At 50.9% G+C, this 24,329-nt stretch carries 24 protein-coding genes; 13 read left to right on the top strand and 11 right to left on the bottom strand.

The annotated features are described in order from the left end of the window. The first annotated feature begins 32 nt into the window (after positions 1 to 32). The 4 genes from thiL to B0475_RS05075 are packed head-to-tail and all read left to right on the top strand — an operon-like array spanning position 33 to position 3,494. Entirely contained in the window at positions 33 to 875 is an 843-nt protein-coding gene (gene thiL / locus B0475_RS05090; protein WP_232781842.1) for a thiamine-phosphate kinase, read from the top strand. After that, positions 868 to 1,350, top strand: a complete 483-nt coding sequence (locus B0475_RS05085; RefSeq protein WP_077410684.1) for a phosphatidylglycerophosphatase A family protein — start codon at positions 868 to 870, stop codon at positions 1,348 to 1,350. The genes thiL and B0475_RS05085 overlap by 8 nt, the downstream gene beginning before the upstream one ends. Beyond that, complete coding sequence (locus tag B0475_RS05080; RefSeq protein WP_077410683.1) at positions 1,351 to 2,436, top strand: saccharopine dehydrogenase family protein; 1,086 nt, start codon at positions 1,351 to 1,353, stop codon at positions 2,434 to 2,436. Continuing rightward, positions 2,433 to 3,494: a mechanosensitive ion channel family protein gene (locus tag B0475_RS05075; RefSeq protein WP_077410682.1), complete on the top strand. Its 1,062-nt coding sequence runs from the start codon at positions 2,433 to 2,435 to the stop codon at positions 3,492 to 3,494. The genes B0475_RS05080 and B0475_RS05075 overlap by 4 nt, the downstream gene beginning before the upstream one ends. Positions 3,495 to 3,530: 36 nt before the next feature. On the opposite strand, the gene B0475_RS05070 is transcribed toward B0475_RS05075, so the two are convergent. From B0475_RS05070 to B0475_RS05050, 6 genes are all read right to left on the bottom strand, one after another. Continuing rightward, the gene (locus B0475_RS05070) at positions 3,531 to 4,601 is read right to left on the bottom strand and encodes a tetratricopeptide repeat protein (RefSeq protein WP_198538128.1); all 1,071 of its coding nucleotides are present in this window, start codon (positions 4,599 to 4,601) and stop codon (positions 3,531 to 3,533) included. Beyond that, the gene (locus tag B0475_RS05065; protein ID WP_157892718.1) at positions 4,583 to 5,752 is read right to left on the bottom strand and encodes a DUF1624 domain-containing protein; all 1,170 of its coding nucleotides are present in this window, start codon (positions 5,750 to 5,752) and stop codon (positions 4,583 to 4,585) included. Before B0475_RS05065 ends, B0475_RS05070 begins: the two co-directional genes overlap by 19 nt. Before the next feature lie 38 nt (positions 5,753 to 5,790). Further along, on the bottom strand, positions 5,791 to 5,913 hold the full coding sequence (locus B0475_RS17965) for a hypothetical protein (protein WP_269799117.1): 123 nt from the start codon (positions 5,911 to 5,913) through the stop codon (positions 5,791 to 5,793). 172 nt (positions 5,914 to 6,085) lie between these two features. Continuing rightward, positions 6,086 to 6,805, bottom strand: coding sequence for an LrgB family protein (locus B0475_RS05060; protein WP_077410679.1), 720 nt, complete (start codon positions 6,803 to 6,805; stop codon positions 6,086 to 6,088). Continuing rightward, positions 6,798 to 7,175 (bottom strand): CidA/LrgA family protein, encoded by a 378-nt coding sequence (locus tag B0475_RS05055; protein WP_198538127.1) that lies wholly within the window; start codon positions 7,173 to 7,175, stop codon positions 6,798 to 6,800. Before B0475_RS05055 ends, B0475_RS05060 begins: the two co-directional genes overlap by 8 nt. Continuing rightward, complete coding sequence (locus B0475_RS05050) at positions 7,160 to 7,711, bottom strand: hypothetical protein (protein ID WP_157892717.1); 552 nt, start codon at positions 7,709 to 7,711, stop codon at positions 7,160 to 7,162. Before B0475_RS05050 ends, B0475_RS05055 begins: the two co-directional genes overlap by 16 nt. A 256-nt stretch (positions 7,712 to 7,967) precedes the next feature. Between B0475_RS05050 and B0475_RS05045 the strand changes: the two genes are divergently transcribed. After that, the gene (locus B0475_RS05045) at positions 7,968 to 9,233 is read left to right on the top strand and encodes a metal-dependent hydrolase family protein (protein WP_198538126.1); all 1,266 of its coding nucleotides are present in this window, start codon (positions 7,968 to 7,970) and stop codon (positions 9,231 to 9,233) included. Positions 9,234 to 9,238: 5 nt separating this feature from the next. Here the strand turns inward: B0475_RS05045 and B0475_RS05040 are convergent, their stop codons facing one another. The 5 genes from B0475_RS05040 to B0475_RS05020 all read right to left on the bottom strand — a co-directional run bounded on the left by B0475_RS05040 (position 9,239) and on the right by B0475_RS05020 (position 13,229). After that, positions 9,239 to 9,766, bottom strand: a complete 528-nt coding sequence (locus B0475_RS05040) for a lipid-binding SYLF domain-containing protein (protein ID WP_109862348.1) — start codon at positions 9,764 to 9,766, stop codon at positions 9,239 to 9,241. A 66-nt stretch (positions 9,767 to 9,832) separates the two neighbouring features. Then, positions 9,833 to 10,396 carry an NnrU family protein gene (locus tag B0475_RS05035; protein WP_077410675.1) on the bottom strand — a complete coding sequence of 188 codons (564 nt, stop codon included), beginning with the start codon at positions 10,394 to 10,396 and terminating at the stop codon, positions 9,833 to 9,835. 68 nt (positions 10,397 to 10,464) lie between these two features. After that, on the bottom strand, positions 10,465 to 10,923 hold the full coding sequence (locus tag B0475_RS05030) for a DUF6265 family protein (RefSeq protein WP_077410674.1): 459 nt from the start codon (positions 10,921 to 10,923) through the stop codon (positions 10,465 to 10,467). Beyond that, on the bottom strand, positions 10,920 to 11,348 hold the full coding sequence (locus B0475_RS05025) for a DUF6491 family protein (protein WP_157892716.1): 429 nt from the start codon (positions 11,346 to 11,348) through the stop codon (positions 10,920 to 10,922). Before B0475_RS05025 ends, B0475_RS05030 begins: the two co-directional genes overlap by 4 nt. Before the next feature lie 132 nt (positions 11,349 to 11,480). Next, complete coding sequence (locus B0475_RS05020; protein ID WP_077410672.1) at positions 11,481 to 13,229, bottom strand: hypothetical protein; 1,749 nt, start codon at positions 13,227 to 13,229, stop codon at positions 11,481 to 11,483. Positions 13,230 to 13,436: 207 nt separating this feature from the next. On the opposite strand from B0475_RS05020, the gene B0475_RS05015 reads away from it, so the two are divergent. The 8 genes from B0475_RS05015 to thrA all read left to right on the top strand — a co-directional run bounded on the left by B0475_RS05015 (position 13,437) and on the right by thrA (position 24,328). Beyond that, positions 13,437 to 14,240, top strand: a complete 804-nt coding sequence (locus B0475_RS05015; RefSeq protein WP_077410671.1) for a DUF3450 family protein — start codon at positions 13,437 to 13,439, stop codon at positions 14,238 to 14,240. A gap of 14 nt (positions 14,241 to 14,254) precedes the next feature. After that, positions 14,255 to 15,643, top strand: coding sequence for a MotA/TolQ/ExbB proton channel family protein (locus B0475_RS05010; protein WP_077410670.1), 1,389 nt, complete (start codon positions 14,255 to 14,257; stop codon positions 15,641 to 15,643). A gap of 2 nt (positions 15,644 to 15,645) precedes the next feature. Further along, the gene (locus B0475_RS05005) at positions 15,646 to 16,251 is read left to right on the top strand and encodes a MotA/TolQ/ExbB proton channel family protein (protein ID WP_077410669.1); all 606 of its coding nucleotides are present in this window, start codon (positions 15,646 to 15,648) and stop codon (positions 16,249 to 16,251) included. 10 nt (positions 16,252 to 16,261) lie between these two features. Continuing rightward, a complete protein-coding gene (locus tag B0475_RS05000; protein WP_077410668.1) occupies positions 16,262 to 16,672 on the top strand; it encodes an ExbD/TolR family protein in 411 nt (136 codons plus the stop codon). An 11-nt stretch (positions 16,673 to 16,683) separates the two neighbouring features. Continuing rightward, a complete protein-coding gene (locus B0475_RS04995) occupies positions 16,684 to 17,328 on the top strand; it encodes an energy transducer TonB (protein ID WP_198538125.1) in 645 nt (214 codons plus the stop codon). A 24-nt stretch (positions 17,329 to 17,352) separates the two neighbouring features. Continuing rightward, positions 17,353 to 18,501, top strand: a complete 1,149-nt coding sequence (locus B0475_RS04990; RefSeq protein WP_077410666.1) for a tetratricopeptide repeat protein — start codon at positions 17,353 to 17,355, stop codon at positions 18,499 to 18,501. Between the two features lie 61 nt (positions 18,502 to 18,562). Continuing rightward, on the top strand, positions 18,563 to 21,670 hold the full coding sequence (locus B0475_RS04985; RefSeq protein WP_198538124.1) for a TonB-dependent receptor domain-containing protein: 3,108 nt from the start codon (positions 18,563 to 18,565) through the stop codon (positions 21,668 to 21,670). Positions 21,671 to 21,880: 210 nt separating this feature from the next. Then, complete coding sequence (gene thrA / locus B0475_RS04980) at positions 21,881 to 24,328, top strand: bifunctional aspartate kinase/homoserine dehydrogenase I (protein ID WP_077410664.1); 2,448 nt, start codon at positions 21,881 to 21,883, stop codon at positions 24,326 to 24,328. Position 24,329 lies beyond the last annotated feature (1 nt).

The following is a 24,329-nucleotide window of genomic DNA, read 5'->3' as shown; positions in this document are numbered from 1 at the left end:
AGTCACAATGTACCAGCACCAACAAAGACACGGTGCTGGGCATTGGCGATGACGCTGCCATCCTCAAACCTGCTGCAAACCGGCATTGGGTGATTGCTACCGACACCCTGGTCAGTGGGGTCCATTTCAAACCAGATGACCCGGCCTCAACCATAGGTCACAAATCATTGGCCGTCAATTTCAGTGACATGGCTGCGATGGGTGCCCAGCCCAAATGGGTACTACTCAACCTGACGTTACCTGCGGTTAACGAATCTTGGATCAAAGCATTTGTCCAGGGTTTCAGCCAGTTGCTCAACCAGTACGATGTCCAATTGATCGGAGGTGACACCACCCGTGGCCCGCTGAGTATTGGCGTCACCGTGCTGGGTGACTGCGAGCAACCAGTCAGAAGGGACACGGCCAGTGCCGGTGAAGCTGTTGTGGTCAGTGGTCAGCTGGGATCGGCGGCATTCGCCTTGCATCATCCCAAAGCCGACGACGCCTGTCTGGCACAACTGCATACCCCACAACCGCGACTGGAACTGGCCGCCAGCATCAAAACAATGGCCACCGCCATGATCGATGTGTCTGATGGTTTGCTGGCAGACCTGGGCCACATCTGTGAACAAAGTGGAGTCGGTGCAACCATTGAACTGGAACGCATTCCCATCAAACCGGTGATTCAAACCAGTGACGACTGGATCACGCATGTGCTGGCTGGCGGAGATGATTATCAGCTTTGCTTCACCATCAAAGCCTGTGATCAACACCGACTGCCGGCGGATTGTCAGGTCATTGGTCGCTTGACTGAAGACCGCGGAATCACCGTGACCCATCACCAAAAACCCATCCACACCGGATTGACCGGTTATCAGCATTTTGCCCATGAATAATCCCATGACAACCCGCCAGGTGGCCCTGCAAACCCCGGCTGGCCTGCTGGCCTTTGGCTTTGGCAGCGGCCTGGCCCCCAAGGCGCCCGGGACCTTCGGTACGCTGGCCGCCATCCCACTGTACCTGCTGCTGACCCCATTGAACCACTGGCTGTATCTGGCTGTTGTGGTGCTGGCCTTTGTGCTCGGCATTTACCTGTGCGACAAAGCCAGCCGTGATTTGGGGGTGCATGACCACGGCGGTATCGTCTGGGATGAATTTGTCGGCCTGTGGCTGACCTTGTGGCTGGTGCCGGTGACCTGGGAGTGGGTGCTGGCTGGATTCGTGCTGTTCAGGTTTTTTGATATCATCAAGCCATTTCCGATAAAATGGCTTGATCAGCACGTTGGCGGTGGCTTTGGTATCATGATCGATGATGTGATTGCCGGCCTGTATGCCTGGTTGTTATTAATGTTAACCATGAGATCTATCTAAATGAAAAAAGTTTTGGTCCTTGGTGGCGGGCGCATCGGCGCAGCCATTGCCAAAAACCTCAGTGTGGATCACGAGGTCACCCTTTCCGACATCAGCACCGACCACCTGGGTTGGCTGAGTACATCCTGCCAATTGGTGACCACCGATGCCTGTGATGATCAGGCTTTGGCCGAACTGGTTGAACCGTTTGATGTGGTGGTGGGCGCGCTGCCCAGCCTGCTCGGCTTTGACCGCCTGCAAGCGCTGCTGAAACTGGGCAAAAACATCGTCGACATTTCTTTTTTTGCCGAAGACGCCCTGGCGCTGGATCAATTGGCCAAAGAACAAGGCGTCACCGCACTGGTCGATTTCGGCCTGGCTCCGGGTATTTCCAATTTATACGCCGGTCATTTCATTGAACGCTTTGATCAGGTCGATGAATTCGCCTGTAAAGTGGGCGGCGTGCCAGTAGAACGACTCAAACCATTTGAATACAAAGCCCCGTTTGCACCGCTGGACGTGATCGAAGAATACACCCGCCCGGCCCGCATGCGTCGCGACGGCAAAGACATTGTGCTGCCAGCAATGAGTGAAATCGAAACCCTGTATTTCAAAGGTGTGGGCCACATGGAAGCCTTCAACACCGACGGCCTGCGCTCGCTGCTGCAAACCGTGGACATCCCCACCATGGCTGAAAAAACAGTGCGCTACAACGGCCACGCCGGCTTCATTCAACAACTGCTTGATGCCGGTTTCTTCAAAGACAAACACCGTGATGCCACCGCCAAAGTGTTGCTGGAACAATGGCAGTTCGCTGACAACGAACCGGACCTGACGGTGATGGAGATCACCGCTTCGGGGACATTGGATGGCCAACCGATCAGTGAGCGGTTTCAGTTGATTGATCATTATGATCACACCAACAACATTTCATCGATGGCCCGCACCACTGGTTTCACCTGTGCCGCCGGCGTGCGATTGATGCTGGCGCATGATGACTTGCCCAAAGGGGTAATACCACCTGAAATCATCGGGCAGAACCGTCAGTGGTTTGACGAACTGTTTGCCGAATTGGCTGGTCACAACATCAACCTGAACGCCTCATGATCACCTCCATCACAGCCTATTTTCTGACCCTCTCGGTGTTTGGTAAGACGGCTGTGGTGTTGAACATCAGTTTGTTCATCATTGCCGGCTTTTTGTTTCGCCAGGTGGTACCCTCAGGTTCTCCGGAACAGGACAAAAAACGCAGCCGGAAACTGCGCCTGATCAATGTTGTTTTGCTGTCCATATACCTGTTTGACTGGTTATGGAATTATTACTTCAGTGATCAGACCGGGCACACTGAATTTTTCAAACGCATCTCGCAAACCGGTCTGGTGCTGCTACTCGGTTACTTGTTCACCCAGTTCTCCCATTCGTGGACCATCCGGAAATACGGCAAACAACGCACCATTGAAGGCAAAGAAAGCAAGACCCGCACCTATCAGTCAGAAATGGGCTACATCATCATCCTGCTGATCACCATCGCGGTTTCCTTGTTGTTGCTGATCAACATCTGGCAAGTGACTTCCTGGTTACAGGCCACTGGAGTGATTGGTGGCATTTTGGTGATCCTGTTTGGCACCAAAGAAGCCTGGGCCCATGATGCGGTCAGCGGCCTGATCATGTTACACCAGGGCGAAATTGCCCCCGGCGTGGTGTGCCGCATTCCATCGATGGGCATCCTTGCCGTTGTGCGCCGCATGTCACTGACCGAAACCACATTTCACGATGTGATCCAAAAACACAACATCATCGTCGCCAACAACAAGCTCAGGGCGGTCCCCGTGGAAGTATTGAACCGAACTGACAGTGCTTTTTGGAACGACTACGTGGAATTCAACATTGGCTATGACACCCCGTCTGAGCAGGTAGAAAGCTTCATCCAGGCGGTCTGGACACGCGCCTGCGAACTGGAAAAACACCTGGACCCGGAAAAAACCCCGCGCCTGGTGCTGGTCAACCCCGGTGACCATGCCATTCAGTGGCGCATGAACTACCGTGTCGAATCGGTCTACCGCATCAAACAAGCCCGCTTTGCCATCAACCGCGCCGCCTTCGATTTACAAACCGAACACGGCCTGTCCCTGGCCACCCCGATCACGCATCAGTCGGTCGGTTAAGAACAGAAAATCGATTATTCGAATGATCAACAACAGTTATTTGTTGGCTTGACGACTTTCAATTAGATTTATTTTATTCATTATCTGCTGAGCTTTTTCATGCTCATCATTTTTCAAGTGATAATGGTATTTAATTGACAGGATGGTGTGGTTTTCTGGGTAAAGTTGTATTGTGTCATCTGCCAATTTCCAAGCTTTTTCAAAAGCCTCCATTTCAAGGTAATATGAACCCAATAATTCAATCAAATTATGGTTTCTATTGCTGATCGAATATGCTTTCTCAAGAGAAAACAATGCTTCTTGTTTTTGCTTTAGTTTGTGAAAAACAAGCCCCCTGATAAACCAACCTTCAAACGAACCTGGTCTCAATTTAACAAAATTATCAATTGGTGGAATGGATTCTTTGAGTTTATTCTTCTCGAAAAGGTAGACAACCTGATAGTACCAGGCTTTGCTGTTTAATGGATCTAATTCACTTACTTTTCTGTATGCCTCATAAGCACCTGACTCATCATCAAATTCCTCATACAAAGTTGCCAGAGATAACCATGAATTCAGATAGTTTGAATCAAGAGATGTAACTGTTTTGTGAACACTTAAAGACTCTGTTTTTTTATTCATCAAATACAGAACCACTGCTTTATTGTAATTTGATTCAACTGATGATGGATCAATATCCAGAGCTTCGTTGCATGTTCTTAAAGCCGATGTATACCATTTTAATTTCATTAACGTGTTACATTTACTTGTTAATGATCTGTTGATTATTTCTTTGTTTTGACCACTTAATTTAATTGCTTTTTCATAAGCATGTAATGCTTTTTTATACTCGCCCAAATTGTCCAAAGCATGCCCTTTGTTGTACCACGCATAGGCATTTGATGGATCAAATTTAATCGCAGCTTCATATGCATCCAATGCATTTATATGCAAACTTCGTTCAGAATATTCATGTCCAATTTGGTTCATTTCTCTTGATTTTTCCAAACTAAAGTCCTTATCAACTGAACTTTGCACATTTGAACAACCAGAAAGTATAAACATCGTTGTTACAATAAAATTGACTACATAAAAAATTTTCATAAACTTCACAAATACTTTAGCCACCACTGTTTGTGGGTGGATTTATAACGGTCGAACCAACGACACAGGTAATAGAAAAACACCACGGTCAGCGCCCAGGCCAGGTATAAACGCCACAGGGAGGGTTGATAATACTCCGGCCAGTTCTGCGGGTTTTGCGTGTTGGCCAGATCAAACCACTCACCGTGCACCAGTTTGAAATACAGCATCGAGGTGAAGTGAATGACGATGAAGTGCAGCACATAGAAGAAAAACGGCACCCGGCCAAACACCCGAAGGAAATCAAACCAGCGATGATCCCTGGCTTCAAACCACCGGAGCAACCAAAAAGCCGGCCCCAGGGTCATCAGCAGGTAAAGCATCGATGGCGGGTATTTCTGGGTGTTGATGAAGGACATCAGGGTATAAAGCGCACTGTCCTGGCTGCTCCAGGGCGCGGTGTCACCGTACCAGTTGGTCCAGCGCAAGACGATGAACAACAACACACTGCCGGCTCCCAGCCACAGTAACCAGCGAAAACGCCCTTCGCGACTCAGCAGCATCACCCGGCCAAACACATAGCCAGCAGCGATCACCCCGATCCAGGGCAGGATCGGATAGGCAAAAAACACCCCCCATGGGCCGGACAAGGGCTGCCAGCCACCGTCGTGCAACAGCTTCCACAACCAACCCAGGTTACCAAAGTCAGCCGGTGTCAGGAAATTGAGTAGGTTATGTCCAAACATCAGCAACAAGGCCACCAGCAGAATCATCACATCGGACAGCCAGATCAGTACGGCCAAAGCCAACATGGCCACCCCGATGGCCCAGATCACCTGCAGGAAAAAGCCCCATTCAAACCAGAAAAAGCCCAACGTCCAGCTGGCATTGATGACCACCACCTCGATAAAGATCAGCCACAGGCCACGGACAAGGAGAAACTGGCTGAGGGCTTTTTTGTCATTGATCTTCTGCTGGTACAGAAATGCCGAGGTGCCGGCCAGAAAGACAAACACCGGAGCACAAAAATGGGTGATCCAGCGGGTGAAAAAATATTCTGGTGAAGTTTGCGTGAGGTCTTCAGGGGCAAACGGTTCCACCGACCAGAAATCGCGGACATGGTCGATGGCCATAAGGATGATCACCAGCCCCCGAAGGATGTCCAGTGACTGAATGCGGTTGCGGCTGTCTGTCATAAGTGGCCCCTTTGATGATAAGGAATGATCTTGGGACTTCATTCAATTTTGTTCCAAACAAAATTGAAAGCGGCCACGGCGATCATGGCTTTAATTGATGCGCGAACGACGTCATCCGCACAAGCTTTCTTTTGCACAGCAAAAACCAGCATGTGCTTCATGACTGTTCTGACCCTATGATTGGCCTCCATGGATGGAGGTCTGCCGCGATAGCATGGAGCGGAAGCGGCCAACAAAGTTGAACCAACCGGGTCGGCGAGTCGAGCTGATAATTAGCTCTCATTCGATTCTAGCACCATTGAACCAGACCGGCCAGTGCAATCTACGAAAAGCTTACAACATACCCAGTAATTGTAACCAGGGCGGTAACACAAAGGCCATCAGCAAGGCCGACAAAGCCATGGCCAGACCAGAAAACGCCCCCATCACCGGATGGATCTGCAGCGCCCGGGCGGTGCCCACACCATGGGCTGAGACACCCATGGCGATGCCCTTAACCCGCTGATCCCGGATGCCGGCATAGGTAAACACCACTCCACCCAGCATCGCTCCCACCACCCCGGTGATGATCACAAAACCTGCCGTCAATGCCGGAATTCCGCCGATCTGTTCAGCCACCACAATCGCCACTGGCGTGGTCACCGAGCGCGGTGCCAATGACCATTGCACCAATTGATCGGCACCCAGCCAACCGGCCAGCAGCACCACACAAACCGATCCAAACAACAAACCGGCCAACACCGAGATCAGGATCGGCCACAGCAAGCTCCTGACCAGCGACAGGTGCTGGTACAACGGCCAGGCCAGCGCCACGGTGGCCGGCCCCAGAAAAAAATGAATCCATTGGCCACCCAACCAATAGTCCTCATAAGACACTCCTGTGATCAGCAACACACCCATCAGCACCAGCATGGCAATTAAAACCGGATGCAACAGCGGTTGTTCACCACAGCGCCGGAACAACCAGCGGGCACTGAAAAACACCAGCAGGGTCAGGCCCAACGCCGCAACCGCCAGCAGCCATTGATGGGTATCCGCAGGCCAGTTAATCATGCGGGGTGTGTTCCTTTGGCATCAGCAGCTGCATCAACCAACCGGTGAACAGCATGGACAACACCGTACTGATCACCAGTGAAACCAACATGGCCAGCCATTGATCACGGATCAGCTCCAACAGCAACACCACCCCAACCCCGGCAGGCACAAACAACAAAGCCAGGTGTCGGAGCAGAAAATCAGCGCCGACAGTGACCATTTCCGGCGGTTTGCGAAGCGCCAGCAAGGTCAAAAAAAACAACAACATACCGACCACCGCACCAGGCAATGTCCAGCCGGCCAGGCGCACCAGCCATTCACCGAGCTGATGGTAAACAATCAGGATCAAGACACCAGCGATGCGTTTCATGGTCAGGGTTGTGCGCACGCCAATTGGTGATGACTGTTGCGTAAGACCAGTTGCTGATCTGCCAGATCGGTTTGTTTGAAAGTCATCTCCCAAACCGGTTTCCAGCCACCTTCATGGCTGTCGTCCTGTTGGGTCATCACCGAGGTGTAATGCTGCTCACCCAGGGTCCAGCTGGTTTTGTAGACCACAGCTTGACCGTTTTGCTGGTATGTTTCATCAGGAAACAGCAAATGTGCGCCGGCAAAGGCCACTGAACCGCTACTGACCATACCCAGAGAATTGTAATAATGGTAACTGATGCCACCCGTTTCGGCGTCCCTGGCGTACCAGGTGCTGCCATGATACGGCGTTGCACCGGGGCCACAGACCACGTGATTATCCACGATGAACGCTCCGCCATACTGCAAACTGAAACAATGGGTGTCGGTTTTTTTGCCATCGGGAAAATCAGCCTGCCAACAATGTCCCGCCAGTTGATGCAGGTTGCCAAAAGGCTCAGCATTCACCAGCTGGCTGGTCAGTAACATTGAGGTCAGTTTCAACAGTGCTTTCATGTCATCTTCAGAAGTAATTTGGAACAACCATTATCCATGATTCAGTTCAGGATCAAAAATATGATTGCATAAAATCAGAAAGCAAACACTGTTTTGTCATCGCGCACACAGCCGAGAGATCTCCCCAAGCTGGCCAGCAGATTGAAAAACACCCCTGTAGATGAACCACTGACCTCCAGTCATGAAGACAACCTTGAACTGCGTTTCAGGCGTGTTATGATGAAACGAATCAAACAAATATAGAAGAAGGTGACTGATGATCAGGGTGTGTTTATTGATGTTGTGTTGTTCCTGGGTACAGGCTGAAACCACGGTGCTGAAAGCCAAAGCTTATCTGGATGTGCGCTCCGGTAACTGGGTCAGTCCGGCAGTATTGGTGATTGCGGGGGAACAGATTCAAGCCATTAACCCGGATCAAGTGCCGGATGTGGCAACCACCATCGACCTGGGTGAGCATCGGTTGTTGCCCGGCCTGATGGACATGCACACCCACCTGGACCTGGATTACAACAACGGCTTTGGCAACATCATCACTGGTGAAAGTGCCAGTAAAGGTGCCATCCGGGCCGCTAAAAACGCTGAAAAAACCCTGCTCGCAGGGTTCACCACGGTGCGCAATGTTGGCCAGGTCCACATCACCGGCGAACTGATTGGTGCAGCTTTGTCCGAGGCCGAACAGGCGGGTTGGATTGTCTCACCTCGGGTGGTTCCGGCCGGACACATGATCAGCATATCAGGTGGCCATGGCGATTTATCACTGGGACTGTCCGAAAACCTGTTTGAACCCGAGCCCAAACATGGCATTATCAATGGGCCGATTGACGCCATTGAAGCGGTGCGCTATCAAATAAAACACGGTGCCAAAGTGATCAAAATCCACGCCACCGCCGGGGTCATGTCACTGGAAGATTCGGTCGGCGCGCAGCAACTGAGTGATGAAGAGATGCGCACCATTGTCGAGGAAGCTGAACGTCATCACTTGCGGGTGGCCGCCCATGCCCATGGTGCCGAAGGGATCAAAGCAGCGATCCAGGCCGGGGTGCATTCCATTGAACATGGCTCACTGCTGGATGCCGAGGGCATCAAACTGATGAAAAAACACAACGTACATCTGGTGCCGACCACCGGACTGGTGGATTACGTGATGCAGGGCATCGACAACAATGATCCGAAAATCGCCGCCAAAGCCAAATACGTGTTACCACTGGCCAAGGATAACCTCAGCAAAGCCATCAAAGCCGGGGTCAAAATATCTTTGGGTACCGATTCACCATTAATACCCCACGGCGAAAACGCCTATGAACTGTCAGCCATGATGGCCCAGGGCATGAGTGCCATACAAGCCATTCGCTCGGCGACCATCCATCCGGCTGAATTGCTGGGAGTGGAAGACCGCGGTGAAATCAAGGCCGGCTTGCTGGCCGACCTGATTGCCGTCAGCGGAGATCCTTTGAACGACATGACGATCTTGAAAGACGTGCGTTTCGTGATGAAGGGTGGCCGGGTATATAAACAACCCTAAGCAGGTCAGCGACTGATTTCGGTGAACTTGGAACCTTCCAGGGTGAGGTTAAACATCAGACCTTTGTTACTGAATACAAACCCGACCACCGGGTCTTTGATGTCCAGCGTGTTGATGTCTTCTCCCACACCCCATTTGATCACTGCCACAGAACCATCGACCCCGGCTTTCCAGCCCTTTTTACCACGAAAGTCGGTCAATGCCTGCTGATTCATGAAGACCACCACCACTGCTTTTGATTGAGCACCGGCCTGAAAACCGATGGAGGCCGCAGCAGTGCTGTAATAAGCCACGTTTTGACCACCTTGTCGCAACACCCCTTCTCCATATTCTCCACCAATGCCAAAACCGGCTTTGAGCACCTGCGGGAACACCAATACCGCAGCGGCTTCATTGAGAAACCGCTGTCCACCGGTGATTTCTTCAGCAAAACGTTCCAGGGTGGCATCGGCCAGGATGTTGATCTCCTGGGCTGATTTGGCCAATCCAGCCAGAGGCAGGGCCAGTAACAGGCAAAAAATGGTGTTTTTCATGTTCAGCTTAGTATTTGAGTTGACTGCATGCTACCACAAGATGACTGAACGAAAGTTAAACCTTATTCACAAAACCACATGCCTGCCAGACAAGTATGGATGCAACCAGACCACCAACGCCACCACCCCCAGACTGACCAGCACCCCAAGGATTTCTTTGGGCCAGCTGACCACTTCAGGTGCCTGCCAACGTCCGTCACGGCGATTGATCAACAGGATTTCCGATCCGGCCCACAACAGCATCCAACTGAATACCAACACCGATTTATGATCACCATTGAGCAACAAATGAGCAGTAGCCCACAGCATGAAACCAGTCAGTTGTGGATGCCGTAACCAGGCTTTCAGACGGGAAGCGTAGTTGGCGGCACCCATCAGAATAAACCCAACAACCACCAAACCCATGGCCGGATGACGCCATGACAACATCGGCTGATATACATGCTCAGGTGGCGTGCTGCGCCAACCCAGCACAATCAACACCAGTGCGCTGATGATCAACAACGCAAAACTGCCCTGATAAGCCCCAGGCCCCAGGGTATTTTTCCATCGCGTTTTGATACCTGGGAACAGCGCAGGGGTCCAGTGAACCAAGGTCCATAACAACAAGCCAGCAAATATCAAAGTCATGAGATGCCCCACATAATTTCAATAAGCTTCAGGTTACCGCAGTCCGGTCTACCGATCAACTCCTGAGCTCATTGCCTGGCATAGTTCAATACAAATCCGGGGTTACTTCGTGAACTGACTTGCACGTTAAGAACACCATCCGCAGTCATCTGATACGCCAAAAACTGCGGAAAATCATGACCTTCATTGCTGAACACCACCCTGCCCGGCTCACAGGAATGAGCGGCAAAGGCAATCGGTAAATGGTTGTTGGGCACTTTGGCCAAAAAAAACACCTCTCCGGACATTTCCACCAGGCGCATGGTTTCTGAAGTGGTCTGACCAGGGTGCTGTTTGCTGGTGGTGGTCCCTCTGCCCTCGAAGCTGACGTCACTGACCTGTTGCCAGTGTTCTGCCACCTGGCTGTTGGGCCCATCCATCTGCCACAGGCCGAGCAACCAATCCAGTTGGCTCAAACGGGTGCAATCAGCTGCCTTTGCTGAAGGTATCATCACCACCAGCATCGCCCAAATGAATGGTCGCATCATTCAGTTGGTCGGTTGCTTTCTTTGCGGTCAGCAAAATCAAGCAAGGCTTTTTTCTGCGCTTTGTCCAACTCATAAATTGAGTCAATGGTGCATTCCTGGCTGAACTGTCCAGGCACCTGAATGGAATCGAACTTGGCATTGAGCACGGTACTGAAATCCTGTTTCAACAATATGTTTTGCGCAAACGGCAGTTCAGTGCACACCGACATCAGGCGGATCAGGTAACTGCGTTGTTGTGAGGATCGTAAAATCAGGTGCCGGTCATCCAGTGGTTGCCAGCCCTGAAAACGAAACTGTTGCACTCGTTTTTTGGCCAGCAAGCCTTGATCAGCTATATAAGCCTGAAAATCAGGGCGTTTGCTGGTGTTGCCCTGGCAGGCGGCCAATAGCAAAACCATCACCATGGTCATTAAAGTTTTCATCATTTCGCTCCCAAATAAGTCCATTTATATCAAAATGAATGCATATTTTTTGTTAAATCATTCCACTGATCTCTGCAGACACAAAAAAAGGCACCCGCAGGTGCCTTTTCAATGGGTTCACCGGGTGACTGATGTTCAATCAAGGAACTCAGTCCAGCCAGCCGTCCAATCTTGTGCTTGTGACTTGAAAGCACCAGCATAGTTGGTTTTGTCAAAGAACGCACCAAACTGCTCAGGATTCATTGCTTCAACCGCTGGTGTATTGGCCGTAGGATAAATACCGTCCAATTGTGGGTTGGCCACCAGGTTACCGGTTTGTGCTTCAAAGAAAGCCTGCACAGTGAATGCATCACCCGCTTCTTCTTCAAAATTTTGCGCACAGCTGATGATGGTGTTTTCCATGGTCAGGCTACCACTGAGGTTGGTGGGCGTACCAGCCGCCGCAAAAGTAGCGTCTGAATCCAGGTCCAGGCATTTCTCAAAACCTGTCACAATGGTATGAGTGAAGTTGGCACCGGTACCACGACGCAACACCATACCGGTGGTGGTTTTGTTGTCAGACGGACCACCGATGAAAGTGGCATTGGCGATCACTGGATTAGATCGAGGTGACGCATCATTGTTGTCTTCGAAGTTATCCGCTTCGATGCCACGCTCTTTATCAGCCGCTGCATCCGGATCCTGCTTAACCACCACGTATTGAACGTTACCGGTCCAACCGTGGGTCCAGTCCAGAGAATCATCTTTGATGCCAGTCAATACCAGATGTTTGGCATTCACGGTACCACCAAAGAACTCAACACCATCGTCTTCGTTGGCGTGAACCTGTACGTGGTCAACCACAGTACCCGAACCCACAGCCTGGAAAGCAATGCCATTCAACTCGTCTTCGTCATTAATCCGGAAACCACCGAATTGAACACGCACGTATTTCAGTACACCACTGGAATCATTCGGCAGGTTACCACCGAAGTTTCCTGAGCTGCCCTCACCCACGTCTTCACATTGCTCGAAAGGTACTTCGTCGCCACAAATGTTGATCGGGGCACGACCATTGATCACCAGACCACCCCAGTTACCGGCACCGGCAGCCGGATCATTGGCTGCAAAAGGACCGGTGAATACGATGGGCGCTGTTGGCGTGCCTTCAGCAAAGATTTTGGAACCACGTTGAACGGCCAGGAAGTCATTACCGGTCACACCCAGCACACGGGTACCTGGCTCAATGGTCAGGTTACCAGCGGTACCGCCGTCTTCACCGACGAACACACCACCTTGCAACACCCAGTTGGTGTCGTTGGTGAAAGTCACATCACCCGTCAAAGTACCGCTCACCGCACAGGTTTTGGGTTGTGCGGTTTCAGTGGCAAATGCAGGACAGCCTGAGAAAGTGGTTTGGAATGGACACACAGATGCATCCCTTGGGGTACCCGCGATTTCATCAATTGGAGACAGTTCAAACTGTGCATTTGTGGCCGAAATGAATTGGCTGCTCATGTTGCTGATGGTGGCCGAAATGCTGCGACAGTTATTCACTTCAAAAGTCATGTCACCAATGGGTTGTAAGTCTCTGGTGGTGTCGGTATCAAATGATCCGCCAGTGACTTCATACAGCGCGAAATCCAGGGTGGACTGACCTGCCACCACTGAGGCCTGACCACCTACCCAGGTTGGGTCATTGTCGTCATTGAATAAAAAACCGGTGACAAAGAACACACCTGCTTCCGGACCGGTTTTGATGTAATCCATCTGCCAACCCGTTCCATTGTCCTGGTCGCCACGATACCACTGACCTTCAAACAAACCATCTACATTGATCGCTGATGCCGATCCTGTCAACATAACACCACCCAGAATGGCAGCTCTTAAGTTACCCAATTTCATGTTAAATACCTCTGTCAAGAATTTCAAAAAACCGAAATTCTAGAGCCCGGTTGTTTCAGTTAAGTGACTGTTTTATGAAGTTTTTATGACACGACCGATTTCACTCCTTATATATATGGGAATTTTAATTTATCGTGGTTTCGGTAACCATTCTGTCACATAAGGTTCTTAAAATTTGCCGCATTCTTACAGTTGAGTGCTTTACTTATGTCACGCCAAATCACCTTTCACCGGGCCCACAATCCGGTGACCCAGTCCTTAAAGAAATGGTCATTGATCCTGTGTTGTGCATGTACAGGTCAACAAGTCATGGCTCAGGAAAACACCGATGAAATCGTTGAAAACCTGATTCAACTGCGTGGCCAGGTTGAAGACCTGCAGGCAGAACTGCAAATCCTCAAAGCAGAACATACACAGTCAATGAGTTATCTGAATACACGCAAAACAGAGCTGGAAGCCAACATCGACCGCAAACAATTGCAGATCAAACAGTCTCAGGCTGAAATGATTGATCTGCAGGAAAAAATCAAAGACCTGGGTGCTGATTCTGAGCAAATGATTCCTGATGTCCTGGCCATGGCCAACGACATTCAACAAGGCATCGTCACAGGTATTCCCTTCAAATATCAGGAACGCAGCAGTGTCGTTGATGACATCACCCGCGACCTGCAAGGCCGCAAAATCACCGCTCAACATGCCATCAATCGCTTGTGGGCTTTTCTGGAAGATGAAATGCGTTTGGCCCGGGAAAATGCCGTTTATTCACAAACCATTGAGCTGAATGGTGAACAGGTTTTGGTTGATGTGGCCAAACTCGGCACGGTGTTGATGTATTTCAAAACCCGGGATGACCGGTACGGCCAGGCAATCAGGAGCAACAACCAGTGGCGTTTTGAGTTACTTGCTGATGACACGCAGGCACAAGCGGTGGCCATTTTATTTGATTCCCTGAAAAAACAAATCAGACAAGGGTATTTCACTTTACCGCTTAACCTGCAGACCCAAGGATAAACTGAGGATACATCATGAAAAAAATATCAATCATCATTTGCCTGCTGATGTGCCCCTGGGTGATGGCGCAGGATACAGAACAAGCTGCCACCACAACGCAGCCACCTGTACCTCAGGCTGATCCTGTTCAAGCCAGGCAAGATCTGCTGCTGGCTTATAAAAAGGAACATGCTTTTCTGACCGCTCAGGTGAACAACATCACCCGCCGGCTGGCAGAGTACAAACAAAATTCAGCAGTTGAAAAACGCCGCATTGAATCAATGATTTCACAACTGGAAAATCAATTGCTGGCAGCTGAATCAACCGCCAGTGAGTTGGAAGACGATATCTACCAGATCCAACGTCATTCAGAATCAGCGCAGGACAATCAGGGATTGATTGAATCAACCATCATTCAGGCGCAATCCACCATGACTGAACATGGTTTCAGTGGGTTTGAACCGGCTGCTGAACCAGCCCTGACAGAATTGGATAAGATCAATACGCTGGTGGGTTTGGCCACAGATCACCTGGATCAGCAAGCCAGCATCACGCGTCAACCGGGTCAATTCTTTTTGACTGACGGTACAGCTGTCAATGGCCAGATCATCCAGGTCGGCAGCATCGCATCCTATGGCAACAGCCCCCAGGGTTCCGGCGTTCTGGCGCCTGCTGGGGAGCAACAATTCAAAGTCTGGCAGGACAGTGACCCTGAAGCTGCAGCTGGCATTTTCAATGGACAGTCTGCAGGCCTGTTACCTATTTTTCTCTATGAGTCTGCGTTGAAAGCCATCGAGGAACGTGAACAAAAAACCATCATCAGTGTGATCAATTCAGGAGGTCTCATTGCCTGGATCATCGCCGGCCTCGGTGCTTTCGCCCTGTTACTCATTGTGTTGCGGGTGTTCTTCTTGAACCGTGCATCAGCCAGTACCGAAAAACTGCTCGGCGGCGTGGTGACACAAATTGAAAACCGTGATGTAGAGGGTGCGATAAAACTGGCTCACCAGGAGTCCAGCTCAAGTTCGCGGGTGTTGTTGTCGGCCTTGCGCAACATTGAGCGTGACCGGGAACACATCGAAGACATTGTTTCTGAATCGATTCTACATGAATCCAGTCAATTGAACCGTTTTGGTTCACTGATCATCGTGATCGCCACCGTGGCTCCTCTACTGGGTCTTTTGGGAACTGTAACCGGCATGATCTCGACTTTTGACATCATCACTGAATTTGGTACTGGTGATCCCAAACTGTTGTCCAGCGGAATTTCCATAGCCCTGGTGACCACTGAAGTGGGGCTGGCTGTGGCCATCCCGGCCTTGTTGTTCGGCAACATCCTGTCTGGTTGGGCTGAACGCATCAAGGACGACATGGAAAAAGCCGCATTGCGGGCAATCAATGTTTACAAAAAAGTATTTGGCTGATCATGAATGACTTGAGCCAACAACTGCTGGGCTACTTTTCTTCAGGCGGCTATGTGATGCCGCCTTTGATCATTGCCACACTGGTGTTGTGGTGGACCCTCGGATATCGCATGATGGCGCTGCGCAGGGGTTCGGTCCGCAGTACCCGAACCATGGTTTTTCGTTACCTGAAAGGCATCTTACCGAGTAATCAGGGCGTACTGGTCAGGGTGTTGCACAAAGGCATGAAGCTGCGGGCCCAGGCACTGCCCGATCTGCGGCGCTATCTGGATGATGCCTTCGCTGAAGAAGCCAATGAAATCCGCAAATACAAAGTGCTGATCACCACCATTGTACTGGTGGCACCATTGCTTGGGCTGTTGGGCACTGTATCGGGCATGATTGAAACATTTGACTCATTGGGAGACATGTCACTGTTTTCTCAGTCAGGCGGCATTGCCGGGGGCATTTCTCAGGCCCTGATCACCACCCAGATGGGTCTGGCCGTTTCCATACCGGGCTTGATTGTGAACGGCATTCTGGACAAAAAACAAAAACAACTGGAAATCGAAATGGCACAGCTCAAAGACTACCTGTGCAGCCCGATTCCCGGCTACGAAACCGATTGAGGACAACACAATGAGATACCGCGAAAGCAAAGAAACGGTCCAGGACCTGAACATCTCGCCATTGATTGACATGGTGTTTATATTGCTGATTTTTTTTATGGTCAGCACCACTTTTGTCAAAGACATGAAACTCGACCTGGAGCGTCCGGCGGCATCCAGTTCAAGCACGGCTTCAACCAAAGCGGTGCGCTTATACATCGACAACGCCGGTGAAGTGTATCTGGATGGCGAAAGTATCCGCTCATGGGTGATCCAATCCAGACTCAGGGACTTATTGAAAACCAAAACACAAAAATCGGTGTTGGTGGTCACGGATGAAAACGTGCCTTCGGGCAAACTCGTTGAAGTGGTTGACCAGGCCCGTTTGGCCGGGGCATCAGACGTCGGTGTGGCCACAGAAAAAGAAGTAGGAGCAGGCTGATGAGCAAAAACATGTTAAGGCAAGAAAAAATAAAACGCAATCTGGCGGCCATGGGATCCATGGTCTTTGGTACCGTGTTGGTACTGGGTACGGTGGTACTGATCAATGATTCAGATAACTTAATGGACCAGGCAAAAGACGCGCAGGGTTCAAACATCAAAATCACCAAACAAAAACCACCTGCCAAGCAGGAAATCAAAAAGCCCAAACCCAAGCCCAAACCCCAACGTTCACGACCGGCACCGCCAACGCCACTGCTTGGGCTGAACAGTTCACTGAGCGGTCTGGACCTGGGCTTGCCTGATTTTTCTATGGACGGTCTGGCTGGCCTGGATGGCGACATCCTCGGTGGCGGCAATGGTGTGATCATGACCGATGACACCGTCGACCAATCACCCAAAGCAGTGTGGCAGGCGCCCATGGTTTACCCCCCAAGAGCCCGTGCCAAAGGCATTGAAGGGTATGTGGTATTTTCGTTGTTGATTGGCATCACCGGAGAAATTGAGCAGGTGAAGATTGTTGAATCATTTCCTGACGGGGTATTTGATGAAGTGGCCATGCAAGGCATCAACAGTTGGCGTTTTGAACCAGCTCAGTATCAAGGCAAATCAGTCAAATCATGGGCCAAGCAACGCATTCGGTTTGATTTGAGTTAATGCATCAGAGAATTTGAGAAACCCATGAAGAATAATTGGCTGTTGGCCTGCCTGATGGTCCTGAGTATGCAGGTTGAGGCACAAGACCAGGACAACCCGGATGAAGTCAATCACCTGGAACTGGCATCACTGATGCTCAAAGACAACAACCTGGAGCGCGCAGAACGGGCATTGGGTCAGGTTGATCTTGCTGAAGAAGGGCTGGATCTGCAGCGGTTTCATGTATTGACCGGCTTGTTGAAAGTGCGTCAGGGTCAGCATCAGCCAGCCATTGACGCCTTTCAGGAAGCCAAAAAACTGGGGGAAGTGGATGCCGTGATTCATGTTTATCTGGCTCAGTCCGCCTTTGCTCTTGAACAATACCAACTGGCCATTGAAGCCTTGGGTGGTGCCGGTGATGCCGTGGCCCGGATTCCATCGGTATATCACATGCGTGCGCAATCTCACTGGTTATTAAAGCAACATGAAATGGCCCTGGCGGTGATGGATCAGGCCAGCCTGATCTTCACTGAAGACGCTTCCTTTCCACAACGTAAAATATTTTACCTGATTGAATTGGGCTTGAATTCAACCGCAGCAGAATTGGGTCAACAATACCTCGAACAACACCAGGCCGGTGCCACTGATTATGTGGCCATTGGCAATGCCCTACGGGCTTCCGGAAACCTGATTCTGGCCTTGCGTTTTCTGGAACGGGCCAAACTTAAATTTCCTCAGGACGCAGATGTCAGTAAAGCCCTGGCCGCTACCTACATCAGTGATCAGAAATTTCATGCTGCAGCCAAACTGGTCCACCACCTGGCGCTGACCGACAACAGCCTGCTGAGTGAAGCCGCTGAACTGTATCGCCGGGCCGGTCAACGGCACCTGGCGCTGACCCTTAACAGCCAGATTGAAGACCAGGAAACCAAGTTCAAACAACGACTGGGCTTGCTGATTGAACTGGAAAATTATGAACAAGCGGCCGCCATGGAACAGGACATCAAACGGGTTCGGGTTGATCAGGATGAACACATCCAGTACGCCCTGGCTTATGCGTTATTCAAAGTGGGTGATTATGAACTGGCAGAACAATACCTGGCCAGAATCACTGACACCCAGTTATTCCAGAAAGCCGTTGAAGTCCGCAAAATCATGGCCGATTGTGCCGATGAACCCTGGCGATGTCAGTAACACCAGCGCCAGCCTGACCAACAGGCCGGTTTAATCCATACCGAATAAAATGAAGACTATCATGAAAAAGACCGGTTTTTCACTGCTCCTGATGTGGTGCAGTTCTGCCTTGTGGGCAACCGATGCCAACATCGCCGTTTATGTGTTCCTCAAAGGCAATCCCTTGAGTCAAATTGAAGTCAGCAGCCAAGCCCAGACATTGGGCACAACAGACACATCCGGACTGGTGCGTTTTGCACTACCACCCGGTGATCACACCCTGCAGTTCACTGCCGAAGGTAACGCGTTGTATCAATACGAGCTGTCCACCAGTAAGGATGAAATCCTGCAATTGCTGATTGATTTCCAGGTCAAAGGTGATACCGATCCGCTGGTTGATGTAGAAAGCTCCATCGATGCCCAAACTCTGATTCAGGAATCAGCCAGTGAGGTTGAGGAAACCTACCCGGTGACCCTGAGCGGACTCATCACCGATGCCGAAAACCAATCTCCGGTGGTAGGTGCCAAGGTCTATTTGTCGGGTATAGCTGAACATGTGGTCACTGATCAACAAGGGCGTTTCACCACTGAATTGAATGCCGGCACATATAACATCAGTGTGCTGCATGCGCAGTTCAATAGTCAAATCAAAAACCAGGTGGAAGTCACCAGCAAAGAAGGCCATGAAATCAACATCGAATTGACTCCGGCTGGCGCTGAGCTGCCAGAGTTTGTGGTGGTTGAACCATTCATCGAAGGCTCCCTGGCTTCTGTTCTCGAAGAGCGTCGGGCCAATAATTCGGTGGCCAATTACCTGAGTATGGAACAGATTTCCAAGTCCGGTGATTCAGACGTCGCCGGCGCCCTGAAGCGGGTTACCGGACTGACCCTGGTGGACGGTAAGTTCATCTTCATCCGTGGCTTGGGTGAACGCTATTCAAGCACCTTGCTCAACGGCGCCAACCTACCCAGCCCAGACCCCACCAGGCGCGTGGTGCCACTGGATTTATTTCCCACCAGCATCATCGAAAGCATTGAGGTACAAAAAGGCTATTCATCCCACCTGCCAGCGGAGTTTGGTGGTGGTTCAGTGGTGCTCAGAACCATCAATGTCCCTGAAGAAAACTTCCTGAACTTCGGTCTTTCCTACGGGCACAACACGCAAACCACCGGTAAAGAAGGCTTGAAATACCAAGGTGGCAGTGATGACTGGACCGGCCGTGATGACGGCTCCAGGGCCTTACCTCAGGTTCTGGCAGACGCCATTGCAGGGGACACCGAGCTGAGACCCAATAACCCTTTCTTTGATGGTGGCTTCTCCCCAGAAGAACTGGAACTATTTGGTGAGTCGCTGAACAGCAACTATGACCTGCGTTTGGCTGACATCGATCCAGGCCTGGGTTTCGATGCCGCCGGCGGCATGCGTTTTGACCTGGCATCAGGACCCACGCTGGGATTCTCGGCAGCCCTCGAATACGGCAACGATTTTGCCACCCGTTCTGAGCTGCGTCGCAGCTATAACGTCTCATCAGGCGATCAGCTGGGGCTGGAAAGTGAAGAAGTATCAACCACCACCAGTCGTGACATCAGCGCCAGCGGATTCATCACATCTGGCATCAGGTTCAACGATCAGCATGAGTTGAATGCCAATTACATGTTACTGCGCAGTACCCAGGATTTTGCCGAAATTGCCGAAGGTTTCAATGAAGACCTGGGTAACTCCAGAAGAATCTATGAATTACGCTGGACCGAACGGGAGCTGGGCTCTACCCAGGTTTTCGGGGAACACAGTTATCAACAGCTCGGCAACCTCAAACTGAACTGGCAATTCACCGATTCAGAAGCCACTTTTGCGGAACCGGACAACCGCATATATCGGTATGACCAACGTGATGAAGGCGATTTTGTGTTTTCCTCCCGCAATGATTCAAACTCCAGGGTATTCCGTGAACTGGTTGATGAAAGCCGCAACATCCGCTATGACCTTGACTTTCCCCTGACCTTTGGCAACCACCATGATTTGTTGTTCCAATTTGGTCACAACTGGGTGAAAAAAGAACGCAACTCAGACATCAGGCGGTTTGTATTTGATGACGCCGGTCCCCTGGCCAATGAGGCAGACCGTTCAGATCCATTGAGTGAAATCCTTAATCCCACATTCATAGCACCCAATGGCTACCAGCTGATTGAAGTGACCCGCGCCACCGATAACTATTTTGCCAATCTGGACATCAAAGGAACTTATTTTGGTATGGATTACGCTTATCGGGACAACCTGCGCTTTACCCTGGGTGCCAGACGTGAAACCTTTGCTCAATCAGTGACCACTTTCAGGTTGTTTGACCCCGACCAAAGTCCAATCACCGCCAGTTTAGAAGATGACGATTGGTTCCCGGCCTTTTCATCCACCTGGATCATGAATGAATCACATCAATTTCGTTTCAATTATTCTGAAACTGCCACCCGTCCAGATTTCAAAGAATTGTCACCGGCCCAGTTCAAAGACCCGGTCCTCAACCGCAACGTGATCGGTAACCCGGATCTGGTGGCAGGCAAAATCACCCATTATGACCTGCGTTGGGACAAATACTTTTCACCCGGTGAATTTGTGTCTTTGAGCTTGTTCTATAAGGAATTCACTCAACCCATTGAAGTCACCATCCTGCCTGGATCATCCAACATCATCAGCTTCCAAAATGCCCTGGCGGCTGAAAATGCCGGTATAGAACTGGAAGTTTATAAAGACTTTTCATTCATTGGCGACCGCTTTGCTGACTTTTATGTCAGTGCCAACTACGCTTACATCGATTCGGAAATCCAACTGGACACCAATGGTCCGTCAGGACAGACCAATAACGTCCGTCCACTGCAGGGACAATCTCCCTACGTGGTCAACCTGCAGTTTGGTTATGACAACAAAGACCGTGGCATCAGTGCATCCTTGTTGTTCAATCAGTTTGGTGAACGGATTTCAGAAGCCGGCACATCGGGCAGCCCGGACATTTATGAGCAACCCTTTCAACAGGTCGACTTTGTCTACACCCATGCGTTTGCCGGTCGCTGGAAACTGAGCTTCAAAGCCAAAAACCTGCTGGATGATGAGGTCCTGTTCCTGCAAGGCAGTGAAATCACCCGCTCGTTCACCAAAGGCCGCGACTTCAGTTTGGGCCTGTCACTGGACATTTTTTAAACGGATGTGAGCTGACCCCTTGTAATTCCATGGCAAACTCAATAACATGGGTGCCATGCAAAACCGAACCAACACAACGACCACCATTACCACCAGGCATCCAATGGTCATGTGCTGATTCGTTAACATAACTGACAAAGCCCGTGACCTGGAATCAGCTCACGGGCTTTTTTGTTTCAGGGGAGCACATCCCCACAACAAGGAAAACCTATGAAAGTCATGAAATTTGGTGGCTCATCGCTGGCCACAGCAGCCAAATTTAAACAAGTGGTTGAGCTCATCGAACTCCGCAGCGAACCCGTTGCAGCGGTGTTTTCAGCACCCCAGGGCATCACCAACGCATTGGTTGAACTGATTGAACTGGCTCGCCAGGGCAGCGATCTGACCCCCCAACTGGATGACATCAGCCAACGACTGCTGACCTTGTGTACCGATTGTGCAGGCTGGCGTGAGGGCTTTGATGTCAGTCACAGCCAGCAACAAACCTCAGGTTTACTGGATCAGTTGCGCACCCTGGCCCAGGGTTGTGCCATGATCGGCCAGTGTCCTGAGGTCACCGCTGCACAAATCCTATCGGTGGGAGAAAAGTTCAGCACTTTGCTGATGGCCGCCTTATTGCGCAGTCAACATCCGGTGACGGTCATTGATCCCAAACTGTTCCTCACCACAGAAGATGACAGTGGTGAGCCTGTGGCCGACATTGTTACCAGCCAGCAACGCTTTCAAAGTCACTATGGCGATGCTGAAGAACTGGCGGTGATGCCGGGGTTTTATGGCCGTCACCCGAACGGAGATTTGTGCTTATTGGGTCGCAATGGCTCAGATTACTCTGCCGCGGTACTGGCAGTCTGTACCGGCGCTGAGCGCTGTGAAATCTGGACCGATGTGGATGGCATCTATTCAGTCGATCCCCGGCTGGTTGATGGTGCCCAGCTGATCACCCGCATGTCATATCAGGAAGCCATGGAGTTGTCCTATTTCGGGGCCAAAGTACTGCACCCCAAAACCATTACCCCATTGTCCAGACACCAGATCATTTGTGCCATCAAAAACACCACCAACCCACAGCATCCCGGCACCCTGATTTCAGCCACCACCGACGAAGGCAAAGCCGTGAAAGCCATTTCCAAATTGTCTGATGTGGCCATGATCAATGTGGCTGGTCCCGGCATGAAGGGCATGGTCGGGATGGCTGCCAGGGTGTTTGCCAGCATGGCAGAATCTGACATTTCAGTGATCCTCATCAGTCAATCATCCTCAGAATACAGCATCAGTTTGTGTGTTCCGGGGGATGAGGCAGACCGGGCCGTCAAACACTTACAACGGTCCTTTCGTCTGGAGTTGAAAAACGGCATGCTGGAACCAGTCGACTGCCAGGAAAACCTGGCCATCATTACCCTGATTGGTGATCGCATGCATCAGCAAAAAGGCACCGCCAGCCGGTTTTTTGGGGCTTTATCACATGCCCGCGTTAACATCATCGCCATCGCCCAGGATTCATCTGAACGCTCCATATCGGCGGTCGTCAGGGCCAAACGGGCTGATGATGCAGTGGCGGTTTGTCACCAACAATTGTTCCTCAAGAAACCCCGCATTGATGCCTTTCTGATCGGTTGTGGCACCGTTGGTAAAGAACTGATTGCCCAAATCAATCGCCAGCAAGCCTGGCTCAAGGACAATGACATCGAACTGAACCTGGTGGGCATTGCCAACAGCCGGCAATGTCTGTTGGACGCCAAAGGCATTGAACTGAGCAACTGGCCGGAACAACTGGCGGCCTGCCGGCAGGGTCTGTCTCTAGAGCGCCTTCAGGGCTTTGTCCGCGAAGCCCACCTGACCAATCCGGTGATCATTGACTGTACCAGTAATCAGGACATTGCCATGAGTTATCTGAATTATCTGCAAGCCAGTTTTCACGTAGTCACTGCGAACAAAAAGGCCAACACCGATACCCTGACCTATTACCACCAACTGCAGGCCATGGCCACCAAAAGACAACGCCGTTTTTTGTATGAAACCAATGTCGGTGCCGGCTTGCCGGTGATTGATAACCTGCAAAGCTTGTTGCGAGCCGGCGATGAGTTGTTGCAGTTCGAGGGCATCTTGTCCGGTTCTTTGTCTTACATTTTTGGTGAAATCCACCAGGGCCTGAGTTTATCAGCGGCCACTGCCAAAGCAAGGGATCTGGGCTACACCGAACCCAATCCGGCAGAAGACCTCAATGGCCTGGATGTGGCCCGTAAAGTACTGGTCATCGCCCGTGAGGCAGGCTTGCCGCTGGAGCTCAGCGATGTCGACCTGCAGCCGGTGGTACCTGATGAGCTGGCCGCCATTGAGGATGGTGATGAATTCATGCGCCGGTTACCGGAACATGATTCGGTGTTTCAACAGTTGATTGATCAGGCCGAGTCCAATCACCAGAAATTGCGCTATGTGGCCATCATCAAAGATCAACGCTGTGCCGTCAAAATTCAGTCAGTAGGTCCGGATCATCCATTGTATGAAATTGAAGCTGGCGAAAACGCCCTGGCCATCAACACCCGGTATTACCAACCTAAACCATTCATCATCCGCGGTTATGGAGCCGGAGCTGAAGTCACCGCAGCGGGTTTGTTTGGTGATTTATTGAGAACACTTTCATGGGAACAGGAGCATTGAC

This window comes from Marinicella sediminis (genome assembly GCF_002000055.1).
GTDB classification, from domain to species: domain Bacteria; phylum Pseudomonadota; class Gammaproteobacteria; order Xanthomonadales; family Marinicellaceae; genus Marinicella; species Marinicella sediminis.
The sequence above is the reverse complement of the archived record's forward strand: the minus strand, read 5'-3'. Positions and strand labels throughout refer to the sequence as shown.